The 26280-nt window shown below is 68.0% G+C and carries 25 protein-coding genes; 13 read left to right on the top strand and 12 right to left on the bottom strand.

What is annotated here, in order from left to right; all coding sequences use genetic code 11:
• Nucleotides 1-45 precede the first annotated feature (45 nt).
• The 3 genes from C6V83_RS00340 (at nt 46) to C6V83_RS00330 (ending at nt 2526) form a co-directional block, all read left to right on the top strand.
• On the top strand, nt 46-1215 hold the full coding sequence (locus C6V83_RS00340; protein ID WP_199832614.1) for a phosphatase PAP2 family protein: 1170 nt from the start codon (nt 46-48) through the stop codon (nt 1213-1215).
• Between the two features lie 11 nt (nt 1216-1226).
• Entirely contained in the window at nt 1227-1862 is a 636-nt protein-coding gene (locus C6V83_RS00335) for a DUF305 domain-containing protein (protein ID WP_105943612.1), read from the top strand.
• A 73-nt stretch (nt 1863-1935) separates the two neighbouring features.
• The gene (locus C6V83_RS00330) at nt 1936-2526 is read left to right on the top strand and encodes an HdeD family acid-resistance protein (RefSeq protein ID WP_105940710.1); all 591 of its coding nucleotides are present in this window, start codon (nt 1936-1938) and stop codon (nt 2524-2526) included.
• A gap of 34 nt (nt 2527-2560) precedes the next feature.
• Here the strand turns inward: C6V83_RS00330 and C6V83_RS00325 are convergent, their stop codons facing one another.
• Nucleotides 2561-3121, bottom strand: coding sequence for a hypothetical protein (locus C6V83_RS00325; protein ID WP_105940709.1), 561 nt, complete (start codon nt 3119-3121; stop codon nt 2561-2563).
• Between the two features lie 182 nt (nt 3122-3303).
• Here C6V83_RS00325 and C6V83_RS00320 point away from each other — a divergent pair, with 182 nt between their 5' ends.
• From C6V83_RS00320 to C6V83_RS00300, 5 genes are all read left to right on the top strand, one after another.
• Nucleotides 3304-4206, top strand: coding sequence for a cation diffusion facilitator family transporter (locus tag C6V83_RS00320; protein WP_105940708.1), 903 nt, complete (start codon nt 3304-3306; stop codon nt 4204-4206).
• Between the two features lie 18 nt (nt 4207-4224).
• Entirely contained in the window at nt 4225-4635 is a 411-nt protein-coding gene (locus C6V83_RS00315) for a DUF5709 domain-containing protein (RefSeq protein ID WP_105940707.1), read from the top strand.
• A gap of 2 nt (nt 4636-4637) precedes the next feature.
• Nucleotides 4638-5186, top strand: coding sequence for a TetR/AcrR family transcriptional regulator (locus C6V83_RS00310; protein ID WP_105940706.1), 549 nt, complete (start codon nt 4638-4640; stop codon nt 5184-5186).
• Between the two features lie 32 nt (nt 5187-5218).
• Nucleotides 5219-7342, top strand: coding sequence for a phosphate acetyltransferase (gene pta / locus C6V83_RS00305; RefSeq protein ID WP_105940705.1), 2124 nt, complete (start codon nt 5219-5221; stop codon nt 7340-7342).
• A 148-nt stretch (nt 7343-7490) separates the two neighbouring features.
• The gene (locus tag C6V83_RS00300) at nt 7491-8735 is read left to right on the top strand and encodes an acetate kinase (RefSeq protein WP_105940704.1); all 1245 of its coding nucleotides are present in this window, start codon (nt 7491-7493) and stop codon (nt 8733-8735) included.
• Between the two features lie 46 nt (nt 8736-8781).
• On the opposite strand, the gene C6V83_RS00295 is transcribed toward C6V83_RS00300, so the two are convergent.
• Together C6V83_RS00295 and C6V83_RS00290 are read right to left on the bottom strand one after the other, a co-directional pair.
• Nucleotides 8782-11112, bottom strand: coding sequence for a DEAD/DEAH box helicase (locus tag C6V83_RS00295; protein WP_105940703.1), 2331 nt, complete (start codon nt 11110-11112; stop codon nt 8782-8784).
• Between the two features lie 101 nt (nt 11113-11213).
• Nucleotides 11214-12443, bottom strand: a complete 1230-nt coding sequence (locus C6V83_RS00290; protein WP_105940702.1) for an LppP/LprE family lipoprotein — start codon at nt 12441-12443, stop codon at nt 11214-11216.
• Between the two features lie 201 nt (nt 12444-12644).
• Here C6V83_RS00290 and C6V83_RS00285 point away from each other — a divergent pair, with 201 nt between their 5' ends.
• On the top strand, nt 12645-12848 hold the full coding sequence (locus tag C6V83_RS00285) for a cold-shock protein (protein ID WP_105940701.1): 204 nt from the start codon (nt 12645-12647) through the stop codon (nt 12846-12848).
• 140 nt (nt 12849-12988) lie between these two features.
• Complete coding sequence (locus C6V83_RS00280; protein WP_105940700.1) at nt 12989-13567, top strand: hypothetical protein; 579 nt, start codon at nt 12989-12991, stop codon at nt 13565-13567.
• A 28-nt stretch (nt 13568-13595) separates the two neighbouring features.
• Here C6V83_RS00280 and C6V83_RS00275 read toward each other — a convergent pair whose 3' ends face one another.
• Nucleotides 13596-14123, bottom strand: a complete 528-nt coding sequence (locus tag C6V83_RS00275; RefSeq protein ID WP_105940699.1) for a hypothetical protein — start codon at nt 14121-14123, stop codon at nt 13596-13598.
• Between the two features lie 148 nt (nt 14124-14271).
• On the bottom strand, nt 14272-15012 hold the full coding sequence (locus tag C6V83_RS00270; RefSeq protein WP_159067410.1) for a hypothetical protein: 741 nt from the start codon (nt 15010-15012) through the stop codon (nt 14272-14274).
• Nucleotides 15013-15091: 79 nt separating this feature from the next.
• On the opposite strand from C6V83_RS00270, the gene C6V83_RS00265 reads away from it, so the two are divergent.
• Entirely contained in the window at nt 15092-16570 is a 1479-nt protein-coding gene (locus tag C6V83_RS00265) for a serine/threonine-protein kinase (protein ID WP_159067409.1), read from the top strand.
• A 7-nt stretch (nt 16571-16577) separates the two neighbouring features.
• Here the strand turns inward: C6V83_RS00265 and C6V83_RS18215 are convergent, their stop codons facing one another.
• The 3 genes from C6V83_RS18215 to C6V83_RS00250 all read right to left on the bottom strand — a co-directional run bounded on the left by C6V83_RS18215 (nt 16578) and on the right by C6V83_RS00250 (nt 18532).
• Complete coding sequence (locus C6V83_RS18215; RefSeq protein ID WP_159067408.1) at nt 16578-17051, bottom strand: hypothetical protein; 474 nt, start codon at nt 17049-17051, stop codon at nt 16578-16580.
• Nucleotides 17052-17055: 4 nt separating this feature from the next.
• On the bottom strand, nt 17056-17877 hold the full coding sequence (locus C6V83_RS00255) for a hypothetical protein (protein WP_105940695.1): 822 nt from the start codon (nt 17875-17877) through the stop codon (nt 17056-17058).
• Nucleotides 17878-17971: 94 nt separating this feature from the next.
• Nucleotides 17972-18532 (bottom strand): hypothetical protein, encoded by a 561-nt coding sequence (locus C6V83_RS00250; RefSeq protein WP_105940694.1) that lies wholly within the window; start codon nt 18530-18532, stop codon nt 17972-17974.
• Between the two features lie 137 nt (nt 18533-18669).
• On the opposite strand from C6V83_RS00250, the gene C6V83_RS00245 reads away from it, so the two are divergent.
• Nucleotides 18670-19218: a helix-turn-helix domain-containing protein gene (locus C6V83_RS00245; protein WP_105940693.1), complete on the top strand. Its 549-nt coding sequence runs from the start codon at nt 18670-18672 to the stop codon at nt 19216-19218.
• A 49-nt stretch (nt 19219-19267) separates the two neighbouring features.
• Here the strand turns inward: C6V83_RS00245 and C6V83_RS00240 are convergent, their stop codons facing one another.
• Both C6V83_RS00240 and C6V83_RS00235 read right to left on the bottom strand, forming a co-directional pair.
• Nucleotides 19268-19639 carry a hypothetical protein gene (locus tag C6V83_RS00240; RefSeq protein WP_105940692.1) on the bottom strand — a complete coding sequence of 124 codons (372 nt, stop codon included), beginning with the start codon at nt 19637-19639 and terminating at the stop codon, nt 19268-19270.
• Between the two features lie 96 nt (nt 19640-19735).
• Nucleotides 19736-20068: a hypothetical protein gene (locus C6V83_RS00235; RefSeq protein ID WP_159067407.1), complete on the bottom strand. Its 333-nt coding sequence runs from the start codon at nt 20066-20068 to the stop codon at nt 19736-19738.
• Between the two features lie 205 nt (nt 20069-20273).
• Between C6V83_RS00235 and topA the strand changes: the two genes are divergently transcribed.
• Nucleotides 20274-23333 carry a type I DNA topoisomerase gene (gene topA, locus C6V83_RS00230; RefSeq protein ID WP_105940690.1) on the top strand — a complete coding sequence of 1020 codons (3060 nt, stop codon included), beginning with the start codon at nt 20274-20276 and terminating at the stop codon, nt 23331-23333.
• Nucleotides 23334-23533: 200 nt separating this feature from the next.
• On the opposite strand, the gene C6V83_RS00225 is transcribed toward topA, so the two are convergent.
• Nucleotides 23534-24406: a DUF559 domain-containing protein gene (locus C6V83_RS00225; RefSeq protein WP_105940689.1), complete on the bottom strand. Its 873-nt coding sequence runs from the start codon at nt 24404-24406 to the stop codon at nt 23534-23536.
• A gap of 225 nt (nt 24407-24631) precedes the next feature.
• A complete protein-coding gene (locus C6V83_RS00220; RefSeq protein ID WP_105940688.1) occupies nt 24632-26209 on the bottom strand; it encodes an adenylate/guanylate cyclase domain-containing protein in 1578 nt (525 codons plus the stop codon).
• Nucleotides 26210-26280: the final 71 nt, after the last annotated feature.

The raw sequence follows: 26280 nt of genomic DNA, 5'->3' as shown, positions 1-26280 counted from the left end.
ACCGCCGTCGGCGGTGCCGCGGCGGCGTCGAGGATGACCACGGGGATGCCGGAAGTCTCCGCAGACGACACTCCGGTCGACGGCACTCCGGCTGACGCGACCGGCGACGACGCCGTCGACGCGGAGCCGATTCGGGTCGTCGACGAGACCGACCGGCGGCTGGTCTGGATCCGCCGGTCGTTGTTGCTGCTCTGGGCCGCGTTCGTGGTCTTCGAGGTGGCCAGCCGCGGTATCGCTTTCGACCGGACCCGGCTGATCCTGATCCTCGCCTTCGGCATGGCGGCTGCCACCATCGGCCGGCGTCGCGCCATCACGGTCATCATCGACTGGCTGCCGTTCGTGCTGATCCTGATGCTGTACGACTGGACGCGCAACATCGCGATGTGGCTGGACATGCCGACGCACTGGCACCTGGCGGCCGACGTCGACGCGTGGTTGTTCGGGGTCAACCCGACCGTGTGGCTCCAGTCGCACATCAAGCTGCCCGAACCGCCGTGGTGGGAGATCCTGGTCAGCTTCGTCTACATGTCGTACTTCATCGTCCCGTACGCGACGGCGGCGGCGCTGTGGGTCAAGAATCGGGCGGTCTGGCGGCGTTTCGCGGTGTGCTTCATCGCGACCAGCTTCATCGGCCTCATCGGCTACACGCTGGTACCCGCCGCGCCGCCATGGGCGGCCGCCAAGTGCACCGCGGCCGAGGTGCAGGGCTATCCGCACGATCCGCCGTGCATGTATCAGCCGGAGGGCGCGGTGCCCGACAACCTGCTCGGACAGGTCGATCCGCGGCACGATGATGCCAAGCCGTACGTCGAGCGCATTTCGGCCCGCGGCTGGAACGTCCTGGGCATCCACCAGGCCGAGAAGCTGATCAAGGGCGGACAGGGCAAATCGAACCTGGTGGCGGCCATTCCGTCGCTGCACGCCGGTCTCACCATGATGCTCGTGCTCTTCATGTGGCCGCGGACCAAGGCGCTGGGCCGAACACTCTTCATGGGCTACGCACTGGTGATGGCCTTCGCTCTGGTCTACACGGCCGAGCACTACGTGTTCGACATCATTCTCGGCTGGGGACTGGCGGCCGCCGTGGTCGGCACCGTCACCTGGGTGGACAAGCGCTACGTCCAGCCTCGCAAGCAGGCCAGGCACGACGATGAGGAGGCCGAGCGCGAGGAGGCCGTCGCTGAGGCGGTGGCCGAGGGGTCGCTCGCGCGGTAAGAATGGGAGGCATGAACGCGAACCAGACAAAACTCGTCCGCCGCCTCACCGTCGCCGTCGCGGGAGCCGCCGCGGTCGGACTGCTCGTCGCCTGTGGGTCGTCGGACGACGGGCACGACGATCACTCGGCTCCCGGCGCTTCTTCGCACACGGCCTCCGGCTCGCCCACTTCGGTGGCGCCGCAGGCGAACTCGGCTGACGTCGAGTTCGCGACGATGATGATCCCCCACCACGCGCAGGCGGTCGAGATGGCCGACCTGGTGCCGTCACGGACCCAGAACGCCTGGCTGATCGGTTTCGCGCAGAAGGTCAAGGATGCACAGCAGCCGGAGATCGATCAGATGGCCGAGGCCCTGAAGGCGTGGGGGCAGCCGGTGCCGGGCACCGACTCCGCGCACGACCACGCCGGCCACGGCGGCATGGAGGGCATGATGACACCCGAGCAGATGGCGAATCTGGAGAAGCTCTCCGGGCCGGAGTTCGACCGGGAGTGGATCACCATGATGATCGCCCATCACAGGGGCGCGGTCGCGATGGCCAAGACCGAGCTCGCCGAGGGTGAGAACCCGGAGATGAAGAAGCTGGCGCAGCAGATCGTCGACTCGCAGCAGGCCGAGATCGACGAGTTGCAGGCACAACTCGGGTAGACCTGGACCGACGCGGCCGGCAGTTTCGAGCCTGCCGCCCCCGGGGACCGCAGTTGCGGTCTACGCTTTTCCCATGATCAACAACGACATTCGCCCCGCGCTGCCCGACGAGGCCGTGAACGCCGTGCGGTCCGGCGTCCTCTTCACCTCGATCCTGGGCATCGTCCTGGGTCTGCTGATCATGGTGTGGCCCGGAGTGACGGTGTTCATCGCCGGCCTGCTGTTCGGCATCGCACTGGTGGCTGCGGGCTTCTTCCGGCTCTTCTTCGCCTTCGCGACCACCGGGGTCGGCTTCGGCATGCGCATGCTGATGCTGGTGCTCGGCATTCTGATGGTGTTCTGCGGTGTCATCGCGATCATCAGCCCGGCGGACGCCTGGTGGATGTTGGCGATCTTCATCGGCGTCGGCTGGATCTTCAGCGGATTCCAGGATGTTTTCGGCTCGTCGGCCACCGCGACCCTCGCCCCGCGCTGGCTGACGATCGTCGGCGGAGTGATCTCGGTGCTCGCCGGCATCGTCATGCTGGTCTTCTCACCGGGCAGCACCTTGCCGACACTCATGTGGCTGCTCGGGCTGATGCTCATCATCGTCAGCATCGCCAGCCTGGTGAGCATGCCGAAGAAGCCCGCTGCGGCCGGCGGAGCCGGCACGCTCGACGCGTAGTACCGGCAGCGCGAACCCGTCCGCCGGTCGGGACCTACACCGGCGTCGCGCCGTCGAAGTCGATCGATGCTGCGGCGCCGGAGTCGGTTCCGAGACGGTCGGCCAGCCGGCGGAGCGAGTCCGCGAGCTCGGTGGTGTGGGTCAGCGACAGGCCGGCCAGAGCGTCGTCGGGAACCTCCGCGATGCGCGGCGTGTGCACGGCGGCGGCACCGAGGAGTCGTCGTGCCGTCGACGGGTCGGTGTCCCAGACGGCGTCGGCGGTCCGCAGATACAGATCCACGGCGGCGTTGACCGCGTCGAGGTGCAGCATGGCCCACGCCCAGTGCTTGGCGACGTCGACGGTGTCGGGTTCGCCGCGGCCGTGGGTACGCACGTACTTGCCGTGCAGTTCGCGGCAGAGCAGGTCGGTGTCCTGCCAGAGCCGCAAGTGCCGCATGCAGCGGACGCTGTCGTGCAGGGCGCGCAAGTACTTGACCGAGTAGGGGCCTTCGCGCCGGGCGCGGACCTCGCGGAGCACGGAGAAGTCGGCGAGCGCGTGGTCGTACTCGCCTGCCGCGTAGTACTCGCGGGCCTGGGCCTCCAGCTCGTCGAGCATGCATCCAGGATGCCCGGTGCCGGGTCTTCGGGGGAGCCGTCGACGAAAACGAGACGGATTCCCCGCCACGTCTCGCCCCGGCGCCCTCGCCGGCCGAGCGAGTCTTGGCGGCCGAGCGAGTCTTCTTGCTGGTCGAGCGAGTCTTCTTGCTGGTCGAGCGAAGTCTAGACCATGATGCTCACATGGACCACACGTCAGGCACGGACCTGAGTCGATGGGCGCTGCTCAGCATCGCGACGGCGATCGCCACCATCGCGCTCAAGAGCGGAGCGTGGCTGATCACCGGTTCGGTGGGTCTGCTGTCGGACGCGGCCGAGTCGGTGGTGAACCTGGTCGCCGCGGTCGTGGCCTTCGTCGCCCTGCGGATCGCCGCACGGCCCGCGGACGATTCCCACCACTTCGGGCATGCCAAGAGCGAGTACTTCTCAGCCGTGATCGAGGGCGTGATGATCGTCGTCGCCGCCGGCTTGATCATGTATACCGCGATCGACCGGCTGCTGCACCCGCGGGAATTGGAGTCGCTGGGCATCGGTCTGTTGATCTCGGTGGTGGCGGCGTTGCTCAACGGCGTGGTCGCCGTGCTGCTGATGCGTGCGGGGCGGCAGCATCGGTCGATCTCCCTGGAAGCCGACGGCAAACACCTCCTGACCGATGTGTGGACGACGGCCGGCGTGATCGTCGGAGTCGGTCTGGTGGCGCTCACCGGATGGGTGCAACTGGATGCGATCGTCGCGATCGCCGTGGCGATCAACATCCTCGTCGTCGGCTTCTTGCTGATCCGCCGTTCCACGGCCGGGCTGATGGACGCCGCCCTGGATGCCGCCGACCAGTCCGCGATCGGCGAAGTGCTCGACCGTTTTCGCGTCGACGGCGTCGACTTCCACGACGTGCGCACCCGCGAGTCGGGCCGATTGCGATTCGTCCAGCTGCACATGTTGGTGCCCGGGGCGTGGACGGTGCAGCGCGGGCACGACGCCGTCGAGGAGGTGGAGCGCGCATTACGGGACCACGTGCCCGGCCTCGTTGTGACGATTCACCTGGAACCGGTCGAGGATCCGCGCGCGTACGAATCCTGGCGCCGCTGAGCCGATAGAGTTGAATCCATGAGAGATGCCGACGACCTGGTCGATGCCGACAACGACGGCGCATACGAAGCCGATCAGCTGCAGCCCGACGACACGCTCGCCGACCACGAGCTGTCCGACGTCCTCGACCGCGGCTACTCGCCGCCCGATCATCGCCCCGCCGAGCATCCCGAGCACGAGGATCTGGATCAGCGCCTCGCCGAAGAGGTCCCCGATGTCTTCGACGAAGAACCGGCCGACGCCGAGCGCGACCCGGACTTTCCGTCTGCCGACGAGGTCGGAGACCGCCGCGCGGGACGCCTGGTGGCACCCGACGAGGGCGTCGGTGTGGATCGCGACGCACAGTTGCTGGCACACGACAGCGGGGTCGACGGTGCCGGAGCGTCCGCCGAGGAGGCGGCCGTGCACATCATCGACGACCCGCGGTAGCGATGGACAGAGATCGGCTGGTTGACGTCGGCGTCGGCCTGATCTCCAACGTCGGCGCGCGAGCGCTCAGTCTCACCTCGGTCGCCAGGCAGGCCGGTGTCGCCCGGGCCACCGCGTACCGGATGTTCGGCGGGCGCGATGCCCTGGTCGCGGCCATCGTCCAGCGCGAGCTCGGTCTGATGCGCGAGAAGATCGTGGAGTGGGGCGCCGACGAGGCGGACGTCTCACGTCGTGTCCACAAGCGTGTGGTGGAGGCGCTGCGGTACATCCGGGAACACGACGCATTGCAGTATGTGCTGGCCAACGAGCCGGACGTGATCGTCGGAGCGTTGGTGACCGCACGGGATTCCGAGGGGCCGACGCTGATCGAGATGATCGTGGAGGCCACGCTGGAGGAACTCGACGACGACGAGGCTGCTGCTCTCTACCCGGATGCGCGCGGGGGCGTCGAGTTCATGGTGCGGACGGTGTACTGCTGCATGCTGGTGCCGCAGAGTGCGCTGAGCGACGAGCAGATCGCGAACCTCGCCGTGCGCGCGATAGTGCGCTGATTCCGGTCCCCGGCGCGACTACGCTGAAGCACATGACGGGCAACGGGGCGCAGTCCGCGCGCGGGATCTACATCGCTTCGGCGGAGGGCGACACCGGAAAGTCCACAGTCGCGCTCGGCGTGCTTGTGCGGCTCGCCGCGACCGGAGGCCGCGTCGGGATCTTCCGGCCGATCTCGCGGGCGGCGGCCGGTGAGCGCGACTACATTCTCGATCTGCTGGTCGAGTACACGTCGGTGGACCTGCCGTACGAGGACTGCATCGGCGTCACGTACGACGACGTGCACGCCGACCCGGAGGCCGCGATCGGCGAGATCGTGTCGCGGTACCACGTCGTCGCCGAGCAGTGCGACAACGTGCTGATCCTCGGTTCGGACTACACCGACATCGCCGCGCCTTCGGAGTTGAGCTACAACGCCCGGATCGCCGCCAACCTGGCGGCGCCGGTGCTGCTGGTGGTCAAGGCGCTGGGCCGGTCGCCGGCGGAGATCAAGTCGCTGGTGGAGCTGCTGGAGGGCGACATCGCGAGCTCGCACGGAGTGGTGGCCGGCGTCGTCGCCAACCGCTGCGATCCGCACCAGCTCGTCGAGGTGGCTGCGTCTATCGCCGAAACAGGCTGTCTCGCCTGGGCTTTGCCGGAAGAGCCGTTGCTGGTCGCGCCCACTATGGCGGAACTCAAAGAGGCGCTGGATGCGACTCTGTACAGCGGGGACTCCGATCTGCTCGACCGCGAGGCGATCGACGTGATGGTCGGCGGCATGACCGTCGAGCACATCCTGGAGCGCCTCAACGAGTCGACGGTGGTGATCGCGCCCGCCGACCGTTCGGACGTCTTGCTCTCGTTGGTGAACGCCAATGCGGCCCAGGGCTTTCCGCGACTCGCGGGCATCATTCTCAACGGCGGACTGAAGCCCCATCCGATGATCGACGCGCTGGTGAAGGGCCTGCGGCCCACGCTGCCGATCCTGCAGTGCGACTACGGCACGTACGAGACCGCACGCCTGTGCTCCACCACGCGCGGGCGGATCGCCGCTGGATCGGTCCGCAAGATCGACGCCGCGCTGTCTCTGATGGAGCGGCACATGATGGCCGACGATCTGTTCGCCGAGCTGAACCTCCACTTCAGCGAGGTGGTGACGCCGCAGATGTTCGAGTATCAGTTGCTCGCACAGGCGAAGTCCGATCGGCAGCACATCGTGCTCCCCGAAGGGGACGACGACCGCATCCTGCGCGCCGCCGGGCGGCTGCTGCGCCGCGGCGTCGCGCAGCTGACGATTCTCGGACAAGAGGACGCGGTGCGCCGTCGTGCCGAGGAACTCGGTATCGACCTCTCCGAGGTCGACATCCTGGACCCGCGCACCAGCAAGCTGGTCGACGAGTTCGCGGAGATCTACACCGAACTCCGCAAGCACAAGGGCATGACGCTCGATCGTGCGCAGGAGATCGTGCGCGACGAGTCGTATTTCGGCACCATGATGCTGCACACCGGCATGGTCGACGGCATGGTGTCGGGTGCGGTCCACACCACCGCGCAGACCATCCGCCCGGCGTTCGAGATCATCAAGACCCAGCCCGGCGTCGCCACGGTGTCCAGCGTGTTCTTCATGTGTCTGGCCGACAAAGTCCTCACGTACGGCGACTGCGCCGTCGTCCCGGATCCGACGGCGGAGGAATTGGCCGACATCGCGATCTCGTCGGCGGGCACCGCGGCGTCGTTCGGCATCGACCCGCGCGTGGCGATGCTCTCGTACTCGACCGGCGGCTCCGGCAGCGGCGCCGATGTGGACAAGGTGCGCAAGGCCACCGAACTGGTCCGCGAACGGGCGCCGGAACTGCTCGTGGAAGGCCCGATCCAGTACGACGCCGCCATCGATCCGTCGGTGGCCGGCACCAAGATGCCGGACTCCCCGGTGGCCGGCCAGGCGACGGTGCTGATCTTCCCGGATCTCAACACCGGCAACAACACCTACAAGGCGGTGCAGCGCAGCGCGAGCGCGATCGCCATCGGCCCGGTGCTGCAGGGGCTGAACAAGCCGATGAACGACCTCTCCCGCGGCGCGCTGGTCTCCGACATCGTCAACACCGTGGCGATCACCGCCATCCAGGCGCAGAACAACAAGAAGGCCGCCACCGTCGCCGACGCCGGAGCCACCGCGTAGTGGAGTCCTCGTTGCCGGTCGGGGCGTCGATGGTCGGGTCCTCGTCGATGGTCGGGTCCTCGTCGATGGTCGAGCCCCCTTCGATGGTCGAGTCCCCTTCGATGGTCGAGCGGAGTCGAGACCACCCATTTCCCCTCGAGGAGTCCGAATGACTGACATCGCACCCGGCGCCGTCCTGGTGATCAACGCCGGTTCGTCGTCGTTGAAGTATCAACTCGTCGATCCGCGCACCGAGGACGTCTATGCGGACGGCCTCGCCGAGCGGATCGGCGAGGATACGCCGCGGATCAAGCACGAGGCGGGCGGCCGGGAGCGGGTGCTCGAGACCGCCCTTCCGGATCACCGTGCGGCGATCGCCGCGGTGACCGAGCTGCTACACGAGGACGGCATCGATCTGGCCAGTGCGGAGTTGGCGGCGGTGGGTCACCGGGTGGTGCACGGTGGACGCAGCTTCCACGCGCCGACCGTGATCGACGACGAGGTGCTCGCCGAGATCGCGCGGATCGCGCCGCTCGCCCCGTTGCACAATCCGCCGAACCTCGTCGGCATCGAGGCGGTGTCGGCGTTGCTCCCGGACGTGCCGCAGGTGGCGATCTTCGACACGGCGTTCTTCCACGACCTGCCCGAGGAGTCGGCGACCTACGCGATCGATGCCGAGGTCGCCCGTGAGTACGCGATCCGCCGGTACGGCTTTCACGGCACCAGCCACCAATACGTCTCGCGGCGGGCGGCGGAGTTTCTGGGCCGCCCCGTCTCCGAGGTCAATCAGATCGTGCTGCACTTGGGCAACGGTGCGTCGGCCTCGGCCGTGCGCGGCGGGCGCCCCATCGACACGTCGATGGGAATGACTCCGCTCGAGGGTCTGGTGATGGGCACCCGCACCGGAGACATCGATCCCGGCATCGCCTTCCAGCTTGCGCGTGTGGCCGCCGCCGGGAGCGAAGGGAGCGGGCCGAATTCGCAGGGGATGACCATCGATCAGATCGACCGCCTCTACAACAAGCAGTCCGGTCTCAAGGGGCTGTGCGGCGACAACGACTTCCGGTCCGTCCTGGAGCGGGTCGACGCCGGCGACGAGGCCGCCGCACTCGCCTACAAGGTCTACCTGCACCGGCTGCGGCATTACATCGGGGCGTACATGATCGAGCTGGGCCGGGTCGACGCGATCGTCTTCACTGCGGGCGTCGGCGAGAACGCGGCGCCGGTGCGCGCGGATGCGCTGGCGCACCTGGAGATGTACGGCATCGAGATCGATCCGGAGCGGAACGCCGTCCGGTCGGGCGAGCCTCGTCGTATCTCCACGGATTCCTCGACGGTCGCGGTCTTGGTGGTCCCGACCAACGAGGAACTCGCGATCGCGCGCCAGTCCGCCGCCGTCGCGGCCTCGTTGTAGGGGCCGGTCGTCGGATCTGCTGAACGCGGCCACCGCGCACGACTTCCTACTCGAACAGCCGGTACAGAAGGCGCAGCACTGTGATCGCCATCGCCTTGTCGAGAGGTTCGTTGCCGTTGCCGCACTTGGGACTCTGGACGCACGACGGGCAACCGGCCTGGCACGCGCAGTCGGTGACGGCATCGGCGGTGGCCGCGACCCACGCGCCGAACGCCTCGTAGCCGCGCTCGGCGAAGCCCGCGCCGCCCGGGTAGCCGTCGTACACGAAGATGCTCGGCAGGCCGGTGCCCGGGTGGGCGTTGGTGCTCAGGCCGCCGATGTCCCAGCGGTCGCAGGTCGCGACCAAGCCGAGCATCCCGATCATGGCGTGCTCGGCGGCGTGGAGTGCGCCGGGGAATTTGTCCGGCGCGACTCCGGCCGCGATCAGGGCGTCCGGCTCCAGAGTGATCATCACCGACTTGGTCTCGAGTCGTTCGGCCGGCAGGTGCAGGCTGACCGAGTCGAGGATCTCACCGGACAGCGCTTTACGCAGGTAGCCGACCACTTCTTCGGTCACCAGGACATCGGCGAGCGCCACCGTCAGCGGGCCGAAACTCTGCGAACAGGGTAGGCCGAGCACCTCCACCTCGCTGTTCTCGCGCACCGAGGTGGTCCAGTCGGGTTCTTCCGGGTGCGCCAGTGCCAGGCACTCGTCGAGGTCGAGTTCGTCGACCACGAAGCTCTCTCCCTGATGGAGGTAGACGGCGCCGGGGTGGACGGCGCGTTTGGCGCGGGCGGAGTCGACAGTGCCGAGCAGTCGCGCGGTGGTGGTGTCGACGATCAGCACCTGGCCGCCGATGCCGCCGCGGATGTCGATGTCGGCGTGCGGTCCCCCGGTGCCGGAGTTGGTCGAGGGTGCCGGGTACCAGCCCGCCTTGCGTCGGCGCAGCAGTCCTTCTTCGGTCAGCGTGGCGACCACGTCGTGTGCGCCGAAGGCCTCGACGTCGGCTTCCGTCAGCGGCAGTTCAGTTGCCGCGCACAGCATGTGTGGGCCGAGGATGTACGGGTTGGTCGGATCGGTGACGGTCGCCTCGACCGGGCGGTCGAGCAGGGCTTCCGGATGGTGGACCAGGTAGGTGTCGAGCGGGTCGTCGCGTGCGACAAGGACCACGAGCGATCCCTCGCCGCGCCGGCCCGCCCGGCCCGCCTGCTGCCAGAACGATGCGACGGTGCCCGGATAGCCCGCGACGATGACGGCGTCCAGACCGCTGATGTCCACGCCGAGTTCCAGTGCGTTGGTGGTCGCGACGCCGAGCAGTTCGCCGTCGGCGAGAGCGTGTTCGAGTCGGCGGCGGTCGTCGGCCAGGTAGCCGGCGCGGTAGGCCGCGACGCGGCCGGCGAGCGCCGGGGCCGACTCGGCGAGGAGTTGCTGCGCGCGCAGGGCGGTGATCTCGGTGCCGCGGCGGCTGCGGACGAAGCACAGCGTGCGCGCCCCTTCGATCACGAAGTCGGCGAGCAGGCGCGCGGCCTCGGCGGCGGCGGGGCGCCGGACGGGGGCGTCGTTCTCGCCGTGCTGCTCGTCCAGGAAACCGGGCTCCCACAGGGCGACGGTCCGCTCTCCGTGCGGCGACGTGTCTTCGGTGACGGCCTCGACCGGGCTGTTGATCAGCCGGGAGAGCGCCTCGGCGGGGTTGGCGACGGTGGCGCTCGCCCCGATCACCACCGGGTCGGCGCCGTACTGCCGGGCGATGCGGAGGATCCGCTGCAGCACCAGTGCGGTGTGCGAACCGAAGACCCCGCGGTAGTGGTGACATTCGTCGACCACGACGAACGTGAGCTTGGCGAAGAACTGCCGCCACTTGGCGTGGGTGGACGCGATGCCGAGGTGCAGCATGTCGGGGTTGGTGAAGATCCACCGCGAGTGCAGGCGCGCCCATTGCCGGAGCTCCTGCTCGGTGTCGCCGTCGTACATGCACGGCTGCAGGTGGCTGAACTCCGGTCTGCCCGCGATCAGCTGGGACACCGCGCGGAGCTGGTCGGTGCCGAGCGCCTTGGTCGGGGAGAGGTACAGCGCGGTCGCGTGCGGGTCATCGGCGAAACGGGTGAGGATCGGCAGTTGATAGGCGAGCGACTTGCCGGACGCGGTGCCGGTGCACAGCGAGACGTGCCGACCGGCGGCCGCGTGTTCGGCGGCCTCCACCTGGTGCCGCCACGGCGTGGCGATCCCGCGTTCGGCGAACGCCTCCCGCACCGCTGCGGGGACCCACTCGGGCCAGTCGGCGAACTCGGCTGTGCGCGTGGGGATCACCGCGGTGTGTGTAAGCGGGCTCTCGACCTCGGGATCGGCGCCGGCGAGGGTGCGGCCGAGCAACTCGGTGCCGTACGTCACCTGCTCCATCGTCGTGCACCTCGCCGTAGTCGCGCCCGGCGTTCCATCTTATCGATGCGGATCTCGGGGTTGAGCGGGGAGATCCGGCCAGGCGCGGCCCTGCGGGATACTCAGCACTTCAACGAGGCGGCACGCTCCGGCGGGAGCGACCCGTCGGGGACGACCCGTCCGTTCTCCCATCGGTAAGTCACCGTGGCCCGACCCTTCATGTCGGCGAACGATTCGTCGTCGACCAACCACCGGTAGGGCACCGTGACCCTCGTGCCGTCGCCGTTCACCTGACCGAGCGGGCCGAAGCACGGGGTCGACGGGCCGACGAAGTCGCCCTTGTGAAACAGGAGAACCGCGCCGGCGGACGAGACGGTCATCCCCGAGTTCACGACCACGTAGCTCAAATCCAGGCAGGGGTCGTAGTTGCCTTCGCGCTGATCCAGCCACGACAGGTTCTCCGGGGCAGGAGTCTTGGCGACCGCCGCGTCGACCTTCGGGGCGTCGTTGCCGGAATCCTGCGATTCGCATGCCGCTGTGGTCGCAGTCGGGGCGGGGCTCGCTGTGCTCCGTTGCGGACTCTTCGCGTCCTTTTCGAGCATCGAGGTGCAGGCGAAGAACTCGGTGCCGGGCGGCGAGGTGATCGATTCCGGCGAGACGTTCTCGGGCTGACTCGTCATCGTGTAATCGGTGCCGTGCCCCGTTCCTGACATGGATCGTTGGTACTTGTAGGCAGTTCGAGTGGACGGCCCGGCCGTTTCGCCGCCATACGGGGTCTTGGCCTCGCCGACCGCGATGCCGTCTGCGGTGCAGAGCACGCGCGAGCGCTCACCCTCGCCCGCGCGGAACGACCAGAGCGAGAAGCCGCCGTCGCTGGGCCGGAGCAACGATCCGGGTGGTTGGAGACGCGAGAGCTCACCGTCGCGCCAGGCCAGAACGGCGAAGTGCATCGAGGTGGAGCCGGAGCTCACCGGCACGACGATCTGTGCCGCGGAGCCGATCCCGAGTCGATACGCCTCGAGCGGCTCGTCGACCAGAGTGGACTGCGCGGGTAGAAGGTCGCCGTCGACCTCCAGAGATCCGGTGGCGCCGCCGGCGAGGTGCACCACGACGACGCGGTCGTCACCGGCGACGACTTGGCCGACCGCATCGAGACGGCCGTCCCCGTCGACGTCAGCGTTGCCGACGGGGGTGCAGTCGGTACGGCCTTCGCACGCTGCGTCGGCGCTCAACGCGACAGGGCTCTTGGCGCCGGCTGTCGTGTCTTCTGGCGAGTCGAAGTAGGAGCCGCAGGCGGTGGTGAGCAGAAGCGCGGTGGCGAGGGGAACCGCTAGAAGGGAGTGAATTCGCATGGCAGTGAATATCCTGTTTTCGGTTGGCGAAGGACGTGGGCGACCGGTTGGAGTTCGGCGTAGAGCGCGACTCGTCGACTCAGGGAGGCGAATCAAACGGTGTTCCTGACCGTGGCGGCATGATTAGCTGGTCTCGGTCAAAGGGCCTCCGGTGCGATGCCTTGCGGCGGAATCGGCGAAGTCAGAAGAGGAATGCAGTAGATGGCACAGGGAACTGTGAAGTGGTTCAACGCGGAGAAGGGCTACGGCTTCATCGCGCCTGACGACGGGAACCGCGACGTGTTCGTTCACTACACCGAGATCGAGGGGAACGGCTTCCGCACCCTTGAAGAAGATCAGAGAGTGGAGTACGAACTCGGGCAGAGCGACAAAGGCCTGCAGGCGACGGGCGTCCGCTCGGTCTGAAGTCACGTGCACACGTCCTCCTTGCTGATTGCTGATTGCTGATTGGCGAGGGGTGCCTTGTCCCGGCTTCTCAGTCACAGTAGGGACAAGCGTTGCGCCTGTCGCGGAGAACTCCCGACGGATCGTCGTAGAGTTCTCCTGTGAGCCAGTTGTCGTTGTTCTCTGCCGAGACGGAGGATCCAGCCATTGACGACCTGGCCGGACTGCTTGCGGCACAAGGACAATCGCTGCACACGGCGACCGGAGCCAGGGTTTCGGTGGTGGTTCCGGAGCTGTGGCGTGCCGAGGCGATCTGCGCTGACATCGCCGTCACCGGTATCAACGCGGAACTTGCCGAAGCTGAGGGCAAGCCGATCGCCCGAACCGAGGCGAATCCTCGACTGACCGCGCTGCACCGTCGCTGGTCGGCCGGTGCAGTCAAGACCGTCCCGGAGGGTTGGACGCCGTCGCCGCGCGCGCTGCGCCTGTGGGTGCTCGCCGCCGGTCACCCGGAGGGTCCGCACTACGTGCTGAATCTGGACCCACATGCCCCGGACACCCACGGCCCGCTGTCCACGGCGCTCATGCGGATCGGCATCGCGCCGACGCTGGTGGGTTCGCACGGCAGCCAGCCCTCCTTGCGGATCACCGGTCGCAAGCGTCGTGCGCGGCTGCTCGAGACGGTAGGCGGTCCGCCTCCCGGCGCCGAGGCTCGGGCCGCCTGGCCCGCATCCCCTTAGACGCGGTCGCGGCACGACGCGTGCCCGGTCAGCCGTCCGCACGGGCCTCGGTCACGATGCCGTCGTCGATCCGGAAGCTGGCGGCAGGCCCGACGCATTCGACGCCGTTCGGAGTGAGCGTGGTGCAGGTGAGTCCGTAGGCGCTGATCCGATGGTTCGCCGGCATGGATCGCGGTGTGGCCGGTCCGCCTTCGTTCAGGGACGGCTGCACACCCTCGACCGTGAGGACCACGCTGTTCGGCGGACCCGTGAACGGACCGTTCTGCACATCCGGCGTACCGGCGGGGTACTCGCCGAAACAGACGACCGACGCGGGAGACGTGCCGCTGTGCGCCGGACTCAGAGAGCAGATCTGCTCGCCGTCGCCCTGGTTGTACTTCCAGGTGTAGAAACCTGGATACCCCGGAGCCTCGTACTCGGCCGGATCGACGTCGACGATGCCGCTTCCCGGTTCGGCGGTGGCCGCTCCGGGGCCGGCATAGGACGCGCCGCCGGCAAGCCCGACGATGAGCGCAGTTCCCGCGACAATCCGAGCGGTGGATGCAGTGATGGCCATGAAACCGACTCCTTCGATGAGTGCTCGTGGGCGGCAACTGTGTCGACCGGCTTCTCCGTTCCCGGTCCTGCCCACGCCGAGAATGCTAGGAGGGGTCTGCGCCCCTGTACATGGGGAGAACTCCCCTCTCGGCGACGTCGCGCGTCGGCTACTCCGACCGCCATCTGTTTGTGCCTGGAGCACGGAGAAGGCGCAGGGAATCGGCGGTGATCAGTCGGGTGTCGAGTGCGTACTCGACGAGTCGCGTGCGGCGATTGGCGGCCAGGCCGCGACCGCTGCCGACCAGTCCGGTGACGCCGTCGTCCGCCAGTCGCTCGCACAGGCGGTCGAGCTTGCGGTTCACCTTGGTCGCCGACCATCCGAGACGATCCGCTACCGCGTGGAGCGAGGGGATGCGGTCCAGACCCGTCCCCGGATAGCGGAGCAGGGGCTCTGCCATGGCGGCCAGCAGCATCGTCTGTTCCACGTTCAGGTCCCGTGGTTGGGCGGTGGGAACGCGTCCCGGGTCGCCCTCGAACGACGGCGGCGCGGGTGACTCGGAGAGCCGCAGGGCGATCTCGTAGACCGTCGGCCCGGCTTCGAAGACGGCGACCACTCGGTCTGCGACGAGCACGTCGGACGCGCCGGAGCGCAGCACCGATACCGCGCCGGTCCGCTCGTCGAAGACTTTGACGGGAATCCTGCGGCCGACGTTCGAGATCCACCACAGGCGGTCATGGAAGGCGAGATGGATCAGCTGCCGGTGCAGGTACGGATTGTCGGGGAACGCGAGGTCTCCGTCCCGGCCGACGGTGAAGGTCTGACCTGGAGCGATCATGTGATGAGAGCCCATCCGGTCGTCGATCCGCAGCACGGGTCCCGTCATTGAATCGGGGTGGGTCTCGGTCACCTGTCAGCTCTCTCCTCGTGCCGCAACATGGTATGCCGCCGATGTCTGGTATGCGTCATGCAGGGTAATGTCTAGGCCCATGGGGAGTCGGGATCGGAGTGGGAGCGCGCTCGGCGCGTATCACTTGGTCCGGCAGATCGGCCGTGGCGGCATGGGCGAGGTGTACGAGGCGTTCGATGCCGACAGGGACCGCAGAGTCGCCCTGAAGGTGTTGCCCGAGGAATTCGCGCACAGCGCCGAGTTGCGTGCCCGGTTCCTCCGCGAGGCTCGCGCGGTGGCGAAGCTGAGCGATCCGCATGTCATCCCGATCCACGATTACGGAGAGGTCGACGGCCAGCTGTTCCTGGACATGCGCTACGTCGACGGCGGGGATCTGCGAAGACTGCTCCGCTGCGGTGGGATGACTCGCGAGCGCGCGGTGGACATCGTCACGCACATCGCCGCGGCGCTCGATTCGGCGCACGCGGCGGGATTGATTCACCGGGACGTGAAGCCCGAGAACGTCCTCGTCGACTCCACGGGGTTCGCGTATCTCGCTGACTTCGGGCTTGTCCGGACCTCGGGCGAGGATTCGCTGACCCGAACCGGAGTGCCGATCGGATCGATCAACTACATGTCGCCCGAGCGTTTCGGCACCGAGACGGAGGTCGGGCCGAAGAGCGACGTCTACGCGCTCGGCTGCGTGTTGTACGAGTCCATCAGCGGGGAGAAGCCTTTCGGGATCGACAGCGTCGAGCGGATCATCGCAGGGCACTTGCACCGGGAGCTGCCACCGACCGGTACGGCCTTCGATCAGGTGATCGCTGTGGGCACCGCCAAGGATCCGGCCGCACGGTATGCCACTGCGGGTGAGCTTGCTCGGGACGCACGACGCGCACTGGCCGGAGAGCCGATCGCCGGACTGGCACCGCCGGTCGCCGACCAGTCGACAGTCGAAACACTCGCCCCGCCGGCTGCGATCGAGCAGGATCGACCCGAGCGGCGGCATCGGAAGCGAGCGCTGATGGGTGCGGGAGCGGTGGCGGCGGTCCTGCTTCTGGCCGCCGGCGGATACGGGCTCGCGCAGTGGATCGGCCGGGATCAGGGCGAGCGCGTGACCGCCTCCGGCGCCGGCGCGACCACGACGTCGTCGCCCGATGTCTCGGGTACGTCTCCCCGCGCGGCGAGCCCAGTCGGAGAATTGAAGGGTGCTCTCGACGTCGGTGTCCCGATCTCCACAGTGCCGTGCGACGGATCCAGCGCCCTGATCGTCTATGCGAATGCGACCGGGGGCGATCATTCGGCCTATCGCGACGAGATCGAGGCGGGCCTGGCGGCGCACCCGGGGAGCAGCTACATGCGCACCGACCAATTCGTCCTCGATGACGGGACCCGGCTCGGGGAGTGCGGGTCGATCCGCGGCCGGCTGGCCTCGACGCAGGGCGGTGACACCCCGATCTACATCGTTTTTCGGCAGTTCCCGAACGTGCAGGCGGCGTGTGCAGCCGACGATCCGTCCGATGCCGCCTACGTGCGGATCCTTCATCCCGACGGAGAAGTGGGCGTCGATCCGTGCTGACACCGGATCAACGGAGTTGCTCGTAGTACGACCGGCTCGATGTGGGGAACCAGAGAAGGCAGATCACCGGGACCGCGATCAGGATCCCCACCCAAGAAAAGATCCATAATCCCGCGAGTGCCGTCATGAAGATACGCGTCGGATTGCCGGGAAACAGCCAGAGCAGCACGCTGGCGACGACGGCGAGGGCGACCAGAATCCAGAGGAACGGTCCCTGGCCGGAGTACGCGGCGACGGCGGCGATGAACGCGGCCGCCACGAGGCCGAGAACCGAGGCGATCACCACCGGCGCGGGCATAGGCGGGCGCGACTGTCGAGCCGCGGGGTAACCCTGACCCGGTGCGTAGACCGGGTAGCCCGGCACCGGGTACTGCGGCGTGACTGGAAGACCCGGCGGTCCTGTCGGCGGGAACGGCGAAGCAGGGTTCGGCGGCTGGCGAGGGGGACTCGGCTCGAACGGGTTCTGGAACGGATTCGTCACGTCGTCAGTACCTCCGGTTGTGGGCCGATCGATTGAGATAGCGGGTCTTCGCGGCCCGGTACGCGCCTGCTGCGCGTGCCTCCCGCCAGTTGCCGTAGGCACGGAATCCCGCCCCCACGCCGCTGACCGCCCCGGCCCCCAGGTGCAACGCCCCGGCACCCACGTTCAGCAGGGTCGCGTTGCGCTGGCGGCGCGCGGCCTCGTGCTGGAGCTGGGTCGTCGTCGGGGTGCCGTGCCAGACGGCGGCGATGTCGAAGGCGTGCGTGGCGTAGAAGTCGATCTGGCGCTCTGCGCGCGCGTGGAAGAACTCGATGTCGAGCTCGTTCATCGCGGCGAACGACGAGTAGCGGGCCCGCGTGTGCGTGTCGGCCCGCCAGGCTTCTGGTCCGCGTTCTTCAGCCAGCCGGAACTCCGCCCGCCGTCCCCACTGGACCGCTGCGAAGCTGGTCGCGTCCGCGGGACCGAACAGGTCCGCGTGCTGGTCGAGCCGCGCCGCGAGCAGCGCAGGCTCAGCCGGCGGATTCGCTCCCATCTCTTCCACAATCCGCCACAGGTGCTCGGCGACCGCTGCGGCCTCGACCTGGCGCCGACTCGGGTCGCCCGACGCCGCCGCCACCGCCGCGCGGTGACCGGCAGCGCCCATCGCCCAGTCCCAGCAGTGAATCACGCATCGGCGTACGACTTCGGGCGACAGCGGCGTCTGAGCAAGTTGCGGAAAGACCCAGACGATCTCCTGCTCGAGCTGAGGATGGCCGGGCAGCAGAATGTCGCCGGGGATCCGTCGCTGCGGAGGAGGCAGCGGGTGATCGACGGGAGTCAGGAGCATGAATCCTCCCGGATCGAGATACGGGGCGAACGGTCGGTGCGGTGGTCTCATGGTCTCCGCCTAGGTCGAGCGAGGTAACAGGTGACGTGCCGATTCAGAACCTCTGATGTGCCACCGCTGAGTCGACGGCGGGGGAGCACCACAGGGCGATGATCACGATCAGGGTGAAGACGGCGGACAGTCCGACGAACGCGATGCCGATGTACGGCGTCCCGATGCCCAGGACCGCCGGTGTGAGCGGAACGAGCGACGCGGCAATCCGGGTGCTGCGGGACATCCGGGTGACCACGAACACCGCCATGGCCAGCATCCCCAGGCCGAGGAAGATCGCGAAGAACGCCGCTACGGCGCCCAGGGCCCACACGGTAGTGGCGAAGTCGTCGGAAGCGTTTTCGACGCCGCTGACATCGGTGAACTGAAGAATCGACCCCACGATCAGCAGGAGGCCGTACACGCCGAACGCCACCGAGGCGCCTTTGACGGCGCCCGGAGCGAGGTCCCAGCGAGTCGGTGGAGTCTGGTTCGGCGGACCGGGAGGTCCAGGGAGCGGCGCGTGGCCGAAGCCGTTGGTGGCAGGATTGCCCGGCGCCGGAAGCCCGTGATTTCCGGTGGGCGGCGGCGTGCCGGCGGGTTGCGGCGGTGGGATCGCGGTCATTTCCGAACAATAACCCATTTTCGGTTGACGATGGAGGCGCAGGCGCATACAACGATGTGTGCAAGAGGCGGCCCCACTGGCGGCAACCGCGGTCAACCGATCTTTGGGTATCTCGATGGGGAGGGGATCATCGATGAATGGCCTTGCGGGGAGACGGATACGTGAAGCGCAGTGAGGCGCTCTGCCGCATCCTCAAGGGCTATCGACAGGAGAAGGGGTTCACGCAGCAGGAGCTCGCGAACCGGCTGGGCGTCGTGCAGACGCTGGTGTCCAAGGTCGAGTCGCGCGAGCGCAGGCTCGACGTCGTCGAGCTCATGATGTACCTCAAGCCGCTCGACCGGACCGTCGCCGAACTGCTGGACGAACTCGAGCAGCTCGCGCCCGAGTCCGACGACGATCTGACTGGTTCAGGGACTGTCGAGATCAATCGCCTCGTGGTATCCGGCACCGATCTGTCGTTGTCCCGCGTTCTCGGGTCGCTGGAACGCTCGCTCGGGTCGACCGGAGGGGCGACGGTGCCGGCGCCGGAATTGATCGTGTCGCTCACCCGGGGCGAGGACGGCATCGACGAGGTCGTCGTCGACCTGGCTGGGATCCGCGGACCGGCTCATCTCGCCGTCATGGCTGCACTGGAAAGCCTGGGTGAGACTCGCTGGACCGACGACGCGGTGCTTCCGGGCAGTTGACGGCGGGCGAGACGTGCCGGTGGGCGACGTTCGTGGGAGTGCGGACCAGCTACCTGCGGATCACCAGTGAACTTCGACCGACTTCGAAGGGGCCCAGGACGTTTCGCCCGCTGTAGGAGTCGGCGGTCTGCCGGGTCAACAGGATGCGCTGACCCCAGTGGTCGAAGTGCCCGCCGGCAGGTGTCTGGTGCACCCGAGAGCGGTACACCCCGAACGGCGTGAAGACGGTGATCACGCTGTCGTCGATCCGCGCCGGGGTGACCGTCGGATAGACGCCGTAGTTGTTGCTGGTGAACGTGTAATACCCGTCGTCGACCCTCGCTGCCGATTCGCCGGCGGTGAGGGTGGTGCCCGCGAACGCGGCCGCGCTGACGGCCAGGGCCGACAGGGCGACGGCGGCGCGGCGTCTTGATCTCGTCATCGTTCCTCCTGGGATCGACTGATACCGGCCCCGGCCTGGACGTCGCCGTCAGAACTCTGCCACCCGCCGTCGCACCTCGGGGAGCGGCGATCCCGCTCAGCTGGGCCACGCATTGAGCACGATCCCGACGCGTGCGAACCCGGGCGACGAGCAGGTGAGGCGGTCGCCGTTGTAGACGTAGTGGCGGTACTCGTAGACCCCGACGTGCGTACCGAGCCCGTCTGACAACCACCAGCCCAGACACTGCACCGTGCCGTATGCCAGCTTGTTCGACGGCGCGCATGCGAAGGTCGCCGCCTCCCAGGTGATGCTGGAGACCCGGCACGGGTGCGGAGCGGCCGCTGCGGTCGCCGGAACGGCCGTCAACGCCCCTCCGAGACCCAGGACCGCGAGCGCCGCCGCTGCTGCCTTGCTCCGCCAGGTAGACATCAGACCCATCCTTCCCGAGGGTTCACTTGTGATTATCGTCACAAGTGCCGGGGGTGTTAGCAGGACTGGAAGCGGGGCGTCGTCGGACGCGCATCGGGCCTGCGGATGGCCGGCGGCAGAAGACTGCTGATATGCCGATGTGCAGAAGGCCCTATATATAAGGTACAACGGCAACGAGTAGCGATTCTCTTACCGAAGGGCACCCGTGGCCGCCACCGATACCGATTCCTCCGCCGTGCGGCGGCTCGTCATCGTCGAGTCGCCGACCAAGGCCCGCAAGATCGCGGGCTACCTCGGCGGCAACTACATCGTGGAATCCTCCCGCGGGCACATCCGCGATCTGCCCCGCGGCGCCGCGGACGTGCCGGCGAAGTACAAGGGGCAGTCGTGGGCCAGGCTCGGCGTGAACGTCGACGAGGGCTTCGAGCCGCTGTACGTGGTGTCCGCCGACAAGAAGTCGACGGTCACCGAACTGAAGTCCCTGCTCAAGCAGGTCGACGAGCTCTACCTGGCGACGGACGGCGACCGTGAGGGCGAGGCCATCGCCTGGCACCTGCTGGAGACGCTCAAGCCGAAGATCCCCGTCAAGCGGATGGTCTTCCACGAGATCACCGAATCCGCGATCCGAGCTGCCGCCGAGAACCCCCGCGATCTCGACATCGACCTGGTCGACGCCCAGGAGACCCGCCGCATCCTCGACCGGCTCTACGGCTACGAGGTGTCGCCGGTGCTGTGGAAGAAGGTGATGCCGAAGCTGTCGGCCGGCCGTGTGCAGTCGGTGGCCACCCGCATCATCGTCGACCGGGAGCGCGAGCGGATGGCCTTCGTCTCCGCCGGCTACTGGGACATCGCAGCAACCATGGATGCCGGCGCCGATGCGTCGCCGCGGAGGTTCGCCTCCAAACTGCTGTCGGTCGACGACGCCCGCGTGGCCACCGGCCGCGACTTCGGCCCGGACGGCAAGCTGAAGAAGGCCGACTCCGTCGTCGTGCTCGACGAGGCCAAGGCGTCCGCGCTGGCCGCCGGCCTGCAGAACGCGGCGCTCACCGTCACCTCGGTGGAGGAGAAGCCGTACACGCGGCGCCCGTACGCCCCGTTCATGACGTCGACTCTGCAGCAGGAGGCCGGCCGCAAGCTGCGCTTCTCGTCGGACCGCACCATGCGCACCGCGCAGCGCCTGTACGAGAACGGCTACATCACCTACATGCGTACCGACTCGACGACGCTCAGCGAGTCGGCGATCACCGCGGCACGGAATCAGGCGCGGGAACTGTACGGACCAGAGTTCGTCCATCCGACACCGCGCCAGTACAACCGGAAGGTCAAGAACGCGCAGGAGGCGCACGAGGCGATCCGCCCCGCCGGCGACACCTTCCGCACCCCCGGCCAGCTGGCATCTGCGCTGAGCACCGATGAGTTCCGCCTGTACGAACTGATCTGGCAGCGCACCGTCGCCTCGCAGATGGCCGACGCCAAGGGCACCACCATGAGCCTGCGGATCGGGGGCACCGCCACCACGGGAGAGCAGGTGATCTTCAGCTCGTCCGGCCGCACCATCACTTTCCCGGGCTTCCTCTCGGCATACGTGGAGAGCGTCGACGATCAGGCCGCCGGACAGTCCGACGACGCCGAGAACCGCCTGCCGAACCTGCGCGAGGGCCAGTCGCTGACCGCGGCCGAGCTGACCGCGGACGGGCACACCACCAATCCGCCGGCCCGCTACACCGAGGCCTCGCTGGTGAAGGTGCTCGAAGATCTCGGTATCGGGCGGCCGTCGACCTACGCGTCGATCATCGGCACCATTCAGGACCGCGGCTACGTGCTGAAGAAGGGCAACGCCCTGGTGCCGTCCTGGGTCGCGTTCGCCGTGGTCGGGCTGCTGGAGGGGTATTTCGACAGCCTCGTCGACTACGACTTCACCGCCTCGCTGGAAGACGACCTCGACGAGATCGCCAACGGTGACGCCGACCGCACCGAATGGCTCAGCGAGTTCTACTTCGGCCGCGCGGATGCGCAGGAGGAGTCCGACCAGGACGACGCCGCACACACCATCGGGCGGCTCGGCGGACTCAAGAAGCTCGTCGGCGTGAACCTCGAGGGCATCGACGCCCGCGAGGTGAACTCGATCAAGGTGCACGACGACGCGCAGGGGCGCCCGATCTACGTCCGAGTGGGCCGCTTCGGTCCGTACCTGGAGCGCAACGTGGCCCCCGAGGGCGCCGAGCCGGATCTGCAGCGCGCCAACCTTCCGGCGGACATGACGCCGGACGAGCTGACCGTCGAGGTGGCCGAGAAGCTCTTCTCCACGCCCCAGGAGGGTCGGGTGCTGGGCGTGGACCCGGTGACCGGACACCAGATCGTGGCCAAGGAAGGTCGCTACGGGCCGTACGTCACCGAGATCCTCCCCGACGACAAGGACGAGGACGGCGACGCGGCGCCCGCCACCATCCCGCCGGGGCCGACTCCGCGAGACCCGTCGTCGCCGCTGGGAGCCGGTGCCGGAGAGTCGGGCCCCGCCGGTTCGGACGAGGTCGTCGCGCTCGACGAGGTCGGGTCGGTGGCCACCAAGGCGCCGGCCAAGGTTGCGAAGACCTCGACCCAACGGAAGACCGCGGCCAAGAAGGCGGCCAAGCCGAAGCCGCGCACCGGATCGCTGCTGCGCAGCATGGACATCGCGACCGTGACCCTCGAGGATGCCCTCAAGCTGCTTTCGCTGCCGCGGGTGGTGGGCAAGGATCCCGAGAGCGGCGAGGAGATCACCGCGCAGAACGGCCGATACGGCCCGTATCTGAAGAAGGGCACCGACTCCCGTTCGCTGGCGAACGAAGAGCAGATGTTCACCGTGACTCTCGATGAGGCGCTGAAGCTGTACGCCGAGCCGAAGCGGCGCGGTCGTGCGGCGGCCGCTCCGCCGTTGCGTGAACTGGGCGAGGACTCGGCCAGTGGCAAGCCGATGGTGATCAAGGACGGCCGCTTCGGTCCGTACGTCACCGACGGGGAGACCAACGCGAGCCTGCGCAAGGGAGACGAGGTCGCCACCATCACCCCCGACCGGGCGATGGAGCTACTGGCCGAGCGCCGCGCCAGGGGCCCGGCCAAGAAGGCTGCCAAGAAGACGACGAAGAAGGCTGCGGCCAAGAAGACTGCGGCGAAGAAGGCCGCGGCCAAGAAGACCGCGGCCAAGAAGACCGCAACCAAGAAGGCCGCAACCAAGAAGACCGCAACCAAGAAGACCGCAACCAAGAAGGCCGCGGCCGAGGACTAGACGCGCTGCCGAGCAGCAGCTGCCCGGCAGATGAGACCGGCCCGCTCGACTCGGCACCCGACCGACGGTTGCTGTCGGAACCTGCCGGAGTGCGTCCGTCGCGATCGAGCGGGAGTGTCCGTACCCTGACGTACGGAACCGGCTCGGCGCCCTTTCGGGCCAGACGTGCTGGGCATTCGCGCCGAAGGCGAAACTGTACGTCACGGTAGGGACAGCATCGGGTCCGCAGTTAGCTGTGTGGCAGGCATCGGCAGGTGCTCACCGCGCTCGACCACCGCGACGACGGCCTGCACTCGTTCTTCCCACTCGTGGACCACATGCCGGTAGGCGAAGCGCATCGGGAGAAAGCCGAGACGGTACGCCTCCAGGTCCCGTTCGCGGTCGCTGTGGAACTGCTCGCTCGAGGAGTGGTATTCCTCGCCGTCGACCTCGATGATCAGCCGGTTGCCGAGCAACAGGTCGATCCGGCCGAGTCCGGGTACCTCGACCTGGGGTCGCACCCGGTACCCGCGGTCAGTCAGTCGGAGCCGGGCCATGCTCTCCGTCCCCGCCTCAGCCATGGCACACAGATCCAGCAGCGACTGCACCCGCTCGGGCGTCGAGCGGAGGAGGTACTCGATCTCCTCACGCGACAGGAGTCCCTTGTGCATGATCGAGTCGAGCACCACGACGGTGTCCTCGCGGTTGAGGCAGCGCACCGCGTGCGCGAGGGCGGTGGTGACGTCGTCGACGGCGCAGCCCTCGCGCAGCGGGCGCCCGAAGCGCCGACAGAACCCGCGGACCTTGCGGTTGTGGTTCGCGGGTCGAGTACGAGCGTGGACCCGGCTGTGACCCTCGGGAATCCAGACGCCGTGGAGTCGAAGTGCGGAGACGCAACTGCAGACGCCGCCCCGCTGGACGGCCTCGACGACCGCGGGGTCTGCCGTCGGTGTCGCGTACCAGCCCGGGCGCAACCGGCGGAGGTCTGCGGTGGAGAGCGCACGTCGCAGGTCAGTCCTGGTAGCACCCGCTTTCTGCAAGGCGGCCCAGGAGGCTACGCCGTGCCCCTGCTCCAGCGGTGCTTCGATACGCATACTGACGAGTGTCGGCATCGACGCCGGCGGACGGCAGGCCCGTCGGCGGCTGTGGTGGACAACTCCGGCCGTCCACAGGTGGGCGGCGACGGCGCTGGACATTGACCGTACCGTGACGTACAGCGGAGTCCGGCGACTACAGCACCATCGAACGCACTGGTCGGCGAACACGCTAGCGCAGTGTGGCCGACCGCTACGTCACACCCGTGTCACGGGACACTAGGGTCAGTCTTCCTCGTCCGGTGTCTCCGAGATGACGTCCGGGGCGATCTCCACGAGGTTCGGCCGCGCGAGCAGCGTCTCGATGCCGCGACCGCGGAGTTCCACGCCCTCGCCGATCTGCCAGTGCTCGGCCTCGCTCTCGCTGGCCAGAAACACCGCGCGAGCCGAGCCCAGCACGCGCGTCGGCTCGTCCTTGGCGAGTTCGGTCAGGCGCGCGGCCTCGTTCACCGGGTCGCCGATCACGGTGTACTCCAGGCGCTGTTGCGAACCGATGTGTCCGGCGACGGCCTTGCCGGCCGAGACGCCGATGCCCATGTCCACGTCACCGAGGCGCCTGGTGAGCTCGACGCGGAGCTCCCGGCCGGCGGCGAGCGCCCGGCCGGCGAAGTCGTCCTGGTCGAGCGGAGCGCCGAAGATGGCCAGCGCGGCGTCGCCCTGAAACTTGTTCACGAAGCCGCCGTGGTGACCCACGACCTCGACCACCACCTCGAAGAACTCGTTGAGCAGTTCCACCACTTCCCGGGGAGGGCGGTTCACCGCGAGGCGGGTGGACCCGACGATGTCGACGAAGAGCACCCCGACGTAGCGCTCCTCTCCGCCGAGCTCGGTGCCGCTCTCGATCGCCCGCCGCGCCACGTCCTCCCCGACATAGCGACCGAAGAGGTCCCGGAGCTCCTGTCGCTCTCGGAGATCGTCGACCATCTCGTTGAACCCGGCCTGCAGCAGTCCGAGATCGTTGCCGTCGTAGATCTTCACCGCGACGTTCAGGTTGCCCGCGCGCACCTGGCTCAGCGCCGTGCGCAGCTGCTTGATCGGATCGGTGATCGAACGGACCAGTCGCACGAAGGCGAGCAGGCCGATGATGATGGACGCCACCGCCATCCAGATGATCGGACGCTCCAGATCAGCCGAGGTGGCGTCGATCACGTCGGTCCGCTGCAGGATGATCAGAAAAAGGATCACCGACATCGGCAGTGCCACGGTGATCGCCCAGAAGACCCCGATCCGGAGGGTAATGCCCGGTGCCGAGGCCGATTCGGGATGGTTGGCCATCGCGGCCACCGTGATGGGGCGTAGCACCTTCTCGGACTGCTGGAAGCTCAGGATGGCTGTCACCAGAGCACCCACGGCGCTCGCGATCGCCACCAGGATCGCGGCCTTTCCCGACTCGCGGAGGTTGAGTGCGGCCAGCAGCACCCCACCGATCAGCCACAGTCCGACGTTGACGAAGGTCAGCAGCCAGGGCAGCTGGAGGGCGCGCCGGCGGGCCGCTTCGTCGTCGAGTCGGGTCCGCCGACGATGCCAGATCAGCACCGGCATCGACAGCTGGATCGACGCCAGGGCGCCGATCACGATGGCGGCCATCAGATAGCCGATGAAGAACGCCTGGTTCTGGGCGCTGATCTCGTTCAGTGCGATGGCGTCCGGCTCAGGCATGCCGAAGCGCAGGAACGCGAAGGTGAACAGGGCGCCGATAAGGTTGGCGCGCAACATGTCCAGGGCGAGGATCGGCCACGGCGTGTGCGACAGCCAGCGCAGGGTATGCGCTGCCTTCGAGAGTCGCGACCGATGCTGCACCACAGAACCAAGGTACCGGGGTGCTTGCAAGAGTTAAACGCTTTGCCGGGAGAGGCGATGTCTGAGCAGGGACT

Source organism: Gordonia iterans, from assembly GCF_002993285.1.
GTDB lineage: Bacteria > Actinomycetota > Actinomycetes > Mycobacteriales > Mycobacteriaceae > Gordonia > Gordonia iterans.
This window is presented reverse-complemented; position numbering and strand designations above follow the sequence as displayed.

What these genes read in the sequence shown, in the direction of transcription:
- C6V83_RS00310 (WP_105940706.1), top strand. Translation starts at nt 4,638, where the DNA reads ATGGACAGAGATCGGCTGGTTGACGTCGGCGTCGGCCTGATCTCCAAC.
- C6V83_RS00275 (WP_105940699.1), bottom strand. Translation starts at nt 14,123, where the DNA reads ATGGCCATCACTGCATCCACCGCTCGGATTGTCGCGGGAACTGCGCTC.
- C6V83_RS00245 (WP_105940693.1), top strand. Translation starts at nt 18,670, where the DNA reads ATGGCCTTGCGGGGAGACGGATACGTGAAGCGCAGTGAGGCGCTCTGC.
- C6V83_RS00265 (WP_159067409.1), top strand. Translation starts at nt 15,092, where the DNA reads ATGGGGAGTCGGGATCGGAGTGGGAGCGCGCTCGGCGCGTATCACTTG.
- C6V83_RS00320 (WP_105940708.1), top strand. Translation starts at nt 3,304, where the DNA reads ATGGACCACACGTCAGGCACGGACCTGAGTCGATGGGCGCTGCTCAGC.
- C6V83_RS00250 (WP_105940694.1), bottom strand. Translation starts at nt 18,532, where the DNA reads ATGACCGCGATCCCACCGCCGCAACCCGCCGGCACGCCGCCGCCCACC.
- C6V83_RS00335 (WP_105943612.1), top strand. Translation starts at nt 1,227, where the DNA reads ATGAACGCGAACCAGACAAAACTCGTCCGCCGCCTCACCGTCGCCGTC.
- C6V83_RS00300 (WP_105940704.1), top strand. Translation starts at nt 7,491, where the DNA reads ATGACTGACATCGCACCCGGCGCCGTCCTGGTGATCAACGCCGGTTCG.
- C6V83_RS00285 (WP_105940701.1), top strand. Translation starts at nt 12,645, where the DNA reads ATGGCACAGGGAACTGTGAAGTGGTTCAACGCGGAGAAGGGCTACGGC.
- C6V83_RS00290 (WP_105940702.1), bottom strand. Translation starts at nt 12,443, where the DNA reads ATGCGAATTCACTCCCTTCTAGCGGTTCCCCTCGCCACCGCGCTTCTG.
- C6V83_RS00225 (WP_105940689.1), bottom strand. Translation starts at nt 24,406, where the DNA reads ATGCGTATCGAAGCACCGCTGGAGCAGGGGCACGGCGTAGCCTCCTGG.
- C6V83_RS00330 (WP_105940710.1), top strand. Translation starts at nt 1,936, where the DNA reads ATGATCAACAACGACATTCGCCCCGCGCTGCCCGACGAGGCCGTGAAC.
- C6V83_RS00315 (WP_105940707.1), top strand. Translation starts at nt 4,225, where the DNA reads ATGAGAGATGCCGACGACCTGGTCGATGCCGACAACGACGGCGCATAC.
- C6V83_RS00340 (WP_199832614.1), top strand. Translation starts at nt 46, where the DNA reads ATGCCGGAAGTCTCCGCAGACGACACTCCGGTCGACGGCACTCCGGCT.
- C6V83_RS00235 (WP_159067407.1), bottom strand. Translation starts at nt 20,068, where the DNA reads ATGTCTACCTGGCGGAGCAAGGCAGCAGCGGCGGCGCTCGCGGTCCTG.
- pta (WP_105940705.1), top strand. Translation starts at nt 5,219, where the DNA reads ATGACGGGCAACGGGGCGCAGTCCGCGCGCGGGATCTACATCGCTTCG.
- C6V83_RS00255 (WP_105940695.1), bottom strand. Translation starts at nt 17,877, where the DNA reads ATGCTCCTGACTCCCGTCGATCACCCGCTGCCTCCTCCGCAGCGACGG.
- C6V83_RS00295 (WP_105940703.1), bottom strand. Translation starts at nt 11,112, where the DNA reads ATGGAGCAGGTGACGTACGGCACCGAGTTGCTCGGCCGCACCCTCGCC.
- C6V83_RS00325 (WP_105940709.1), bottom strand. Translation starts at nt 3,121, where the DNA reads ATGCTCGACGAGCTGGAGGCCCAGGCCCGCGAGTACTACGCGGCAGGC.
- C6V83_RS00240 (WP_105940692.1), bottom strand. Translation starts at nt 19,639, where the DNA reads ATGACGAGATCAAGACGCCGCGCCGCCGTCGCCCTGTCGGCCCTGGCC.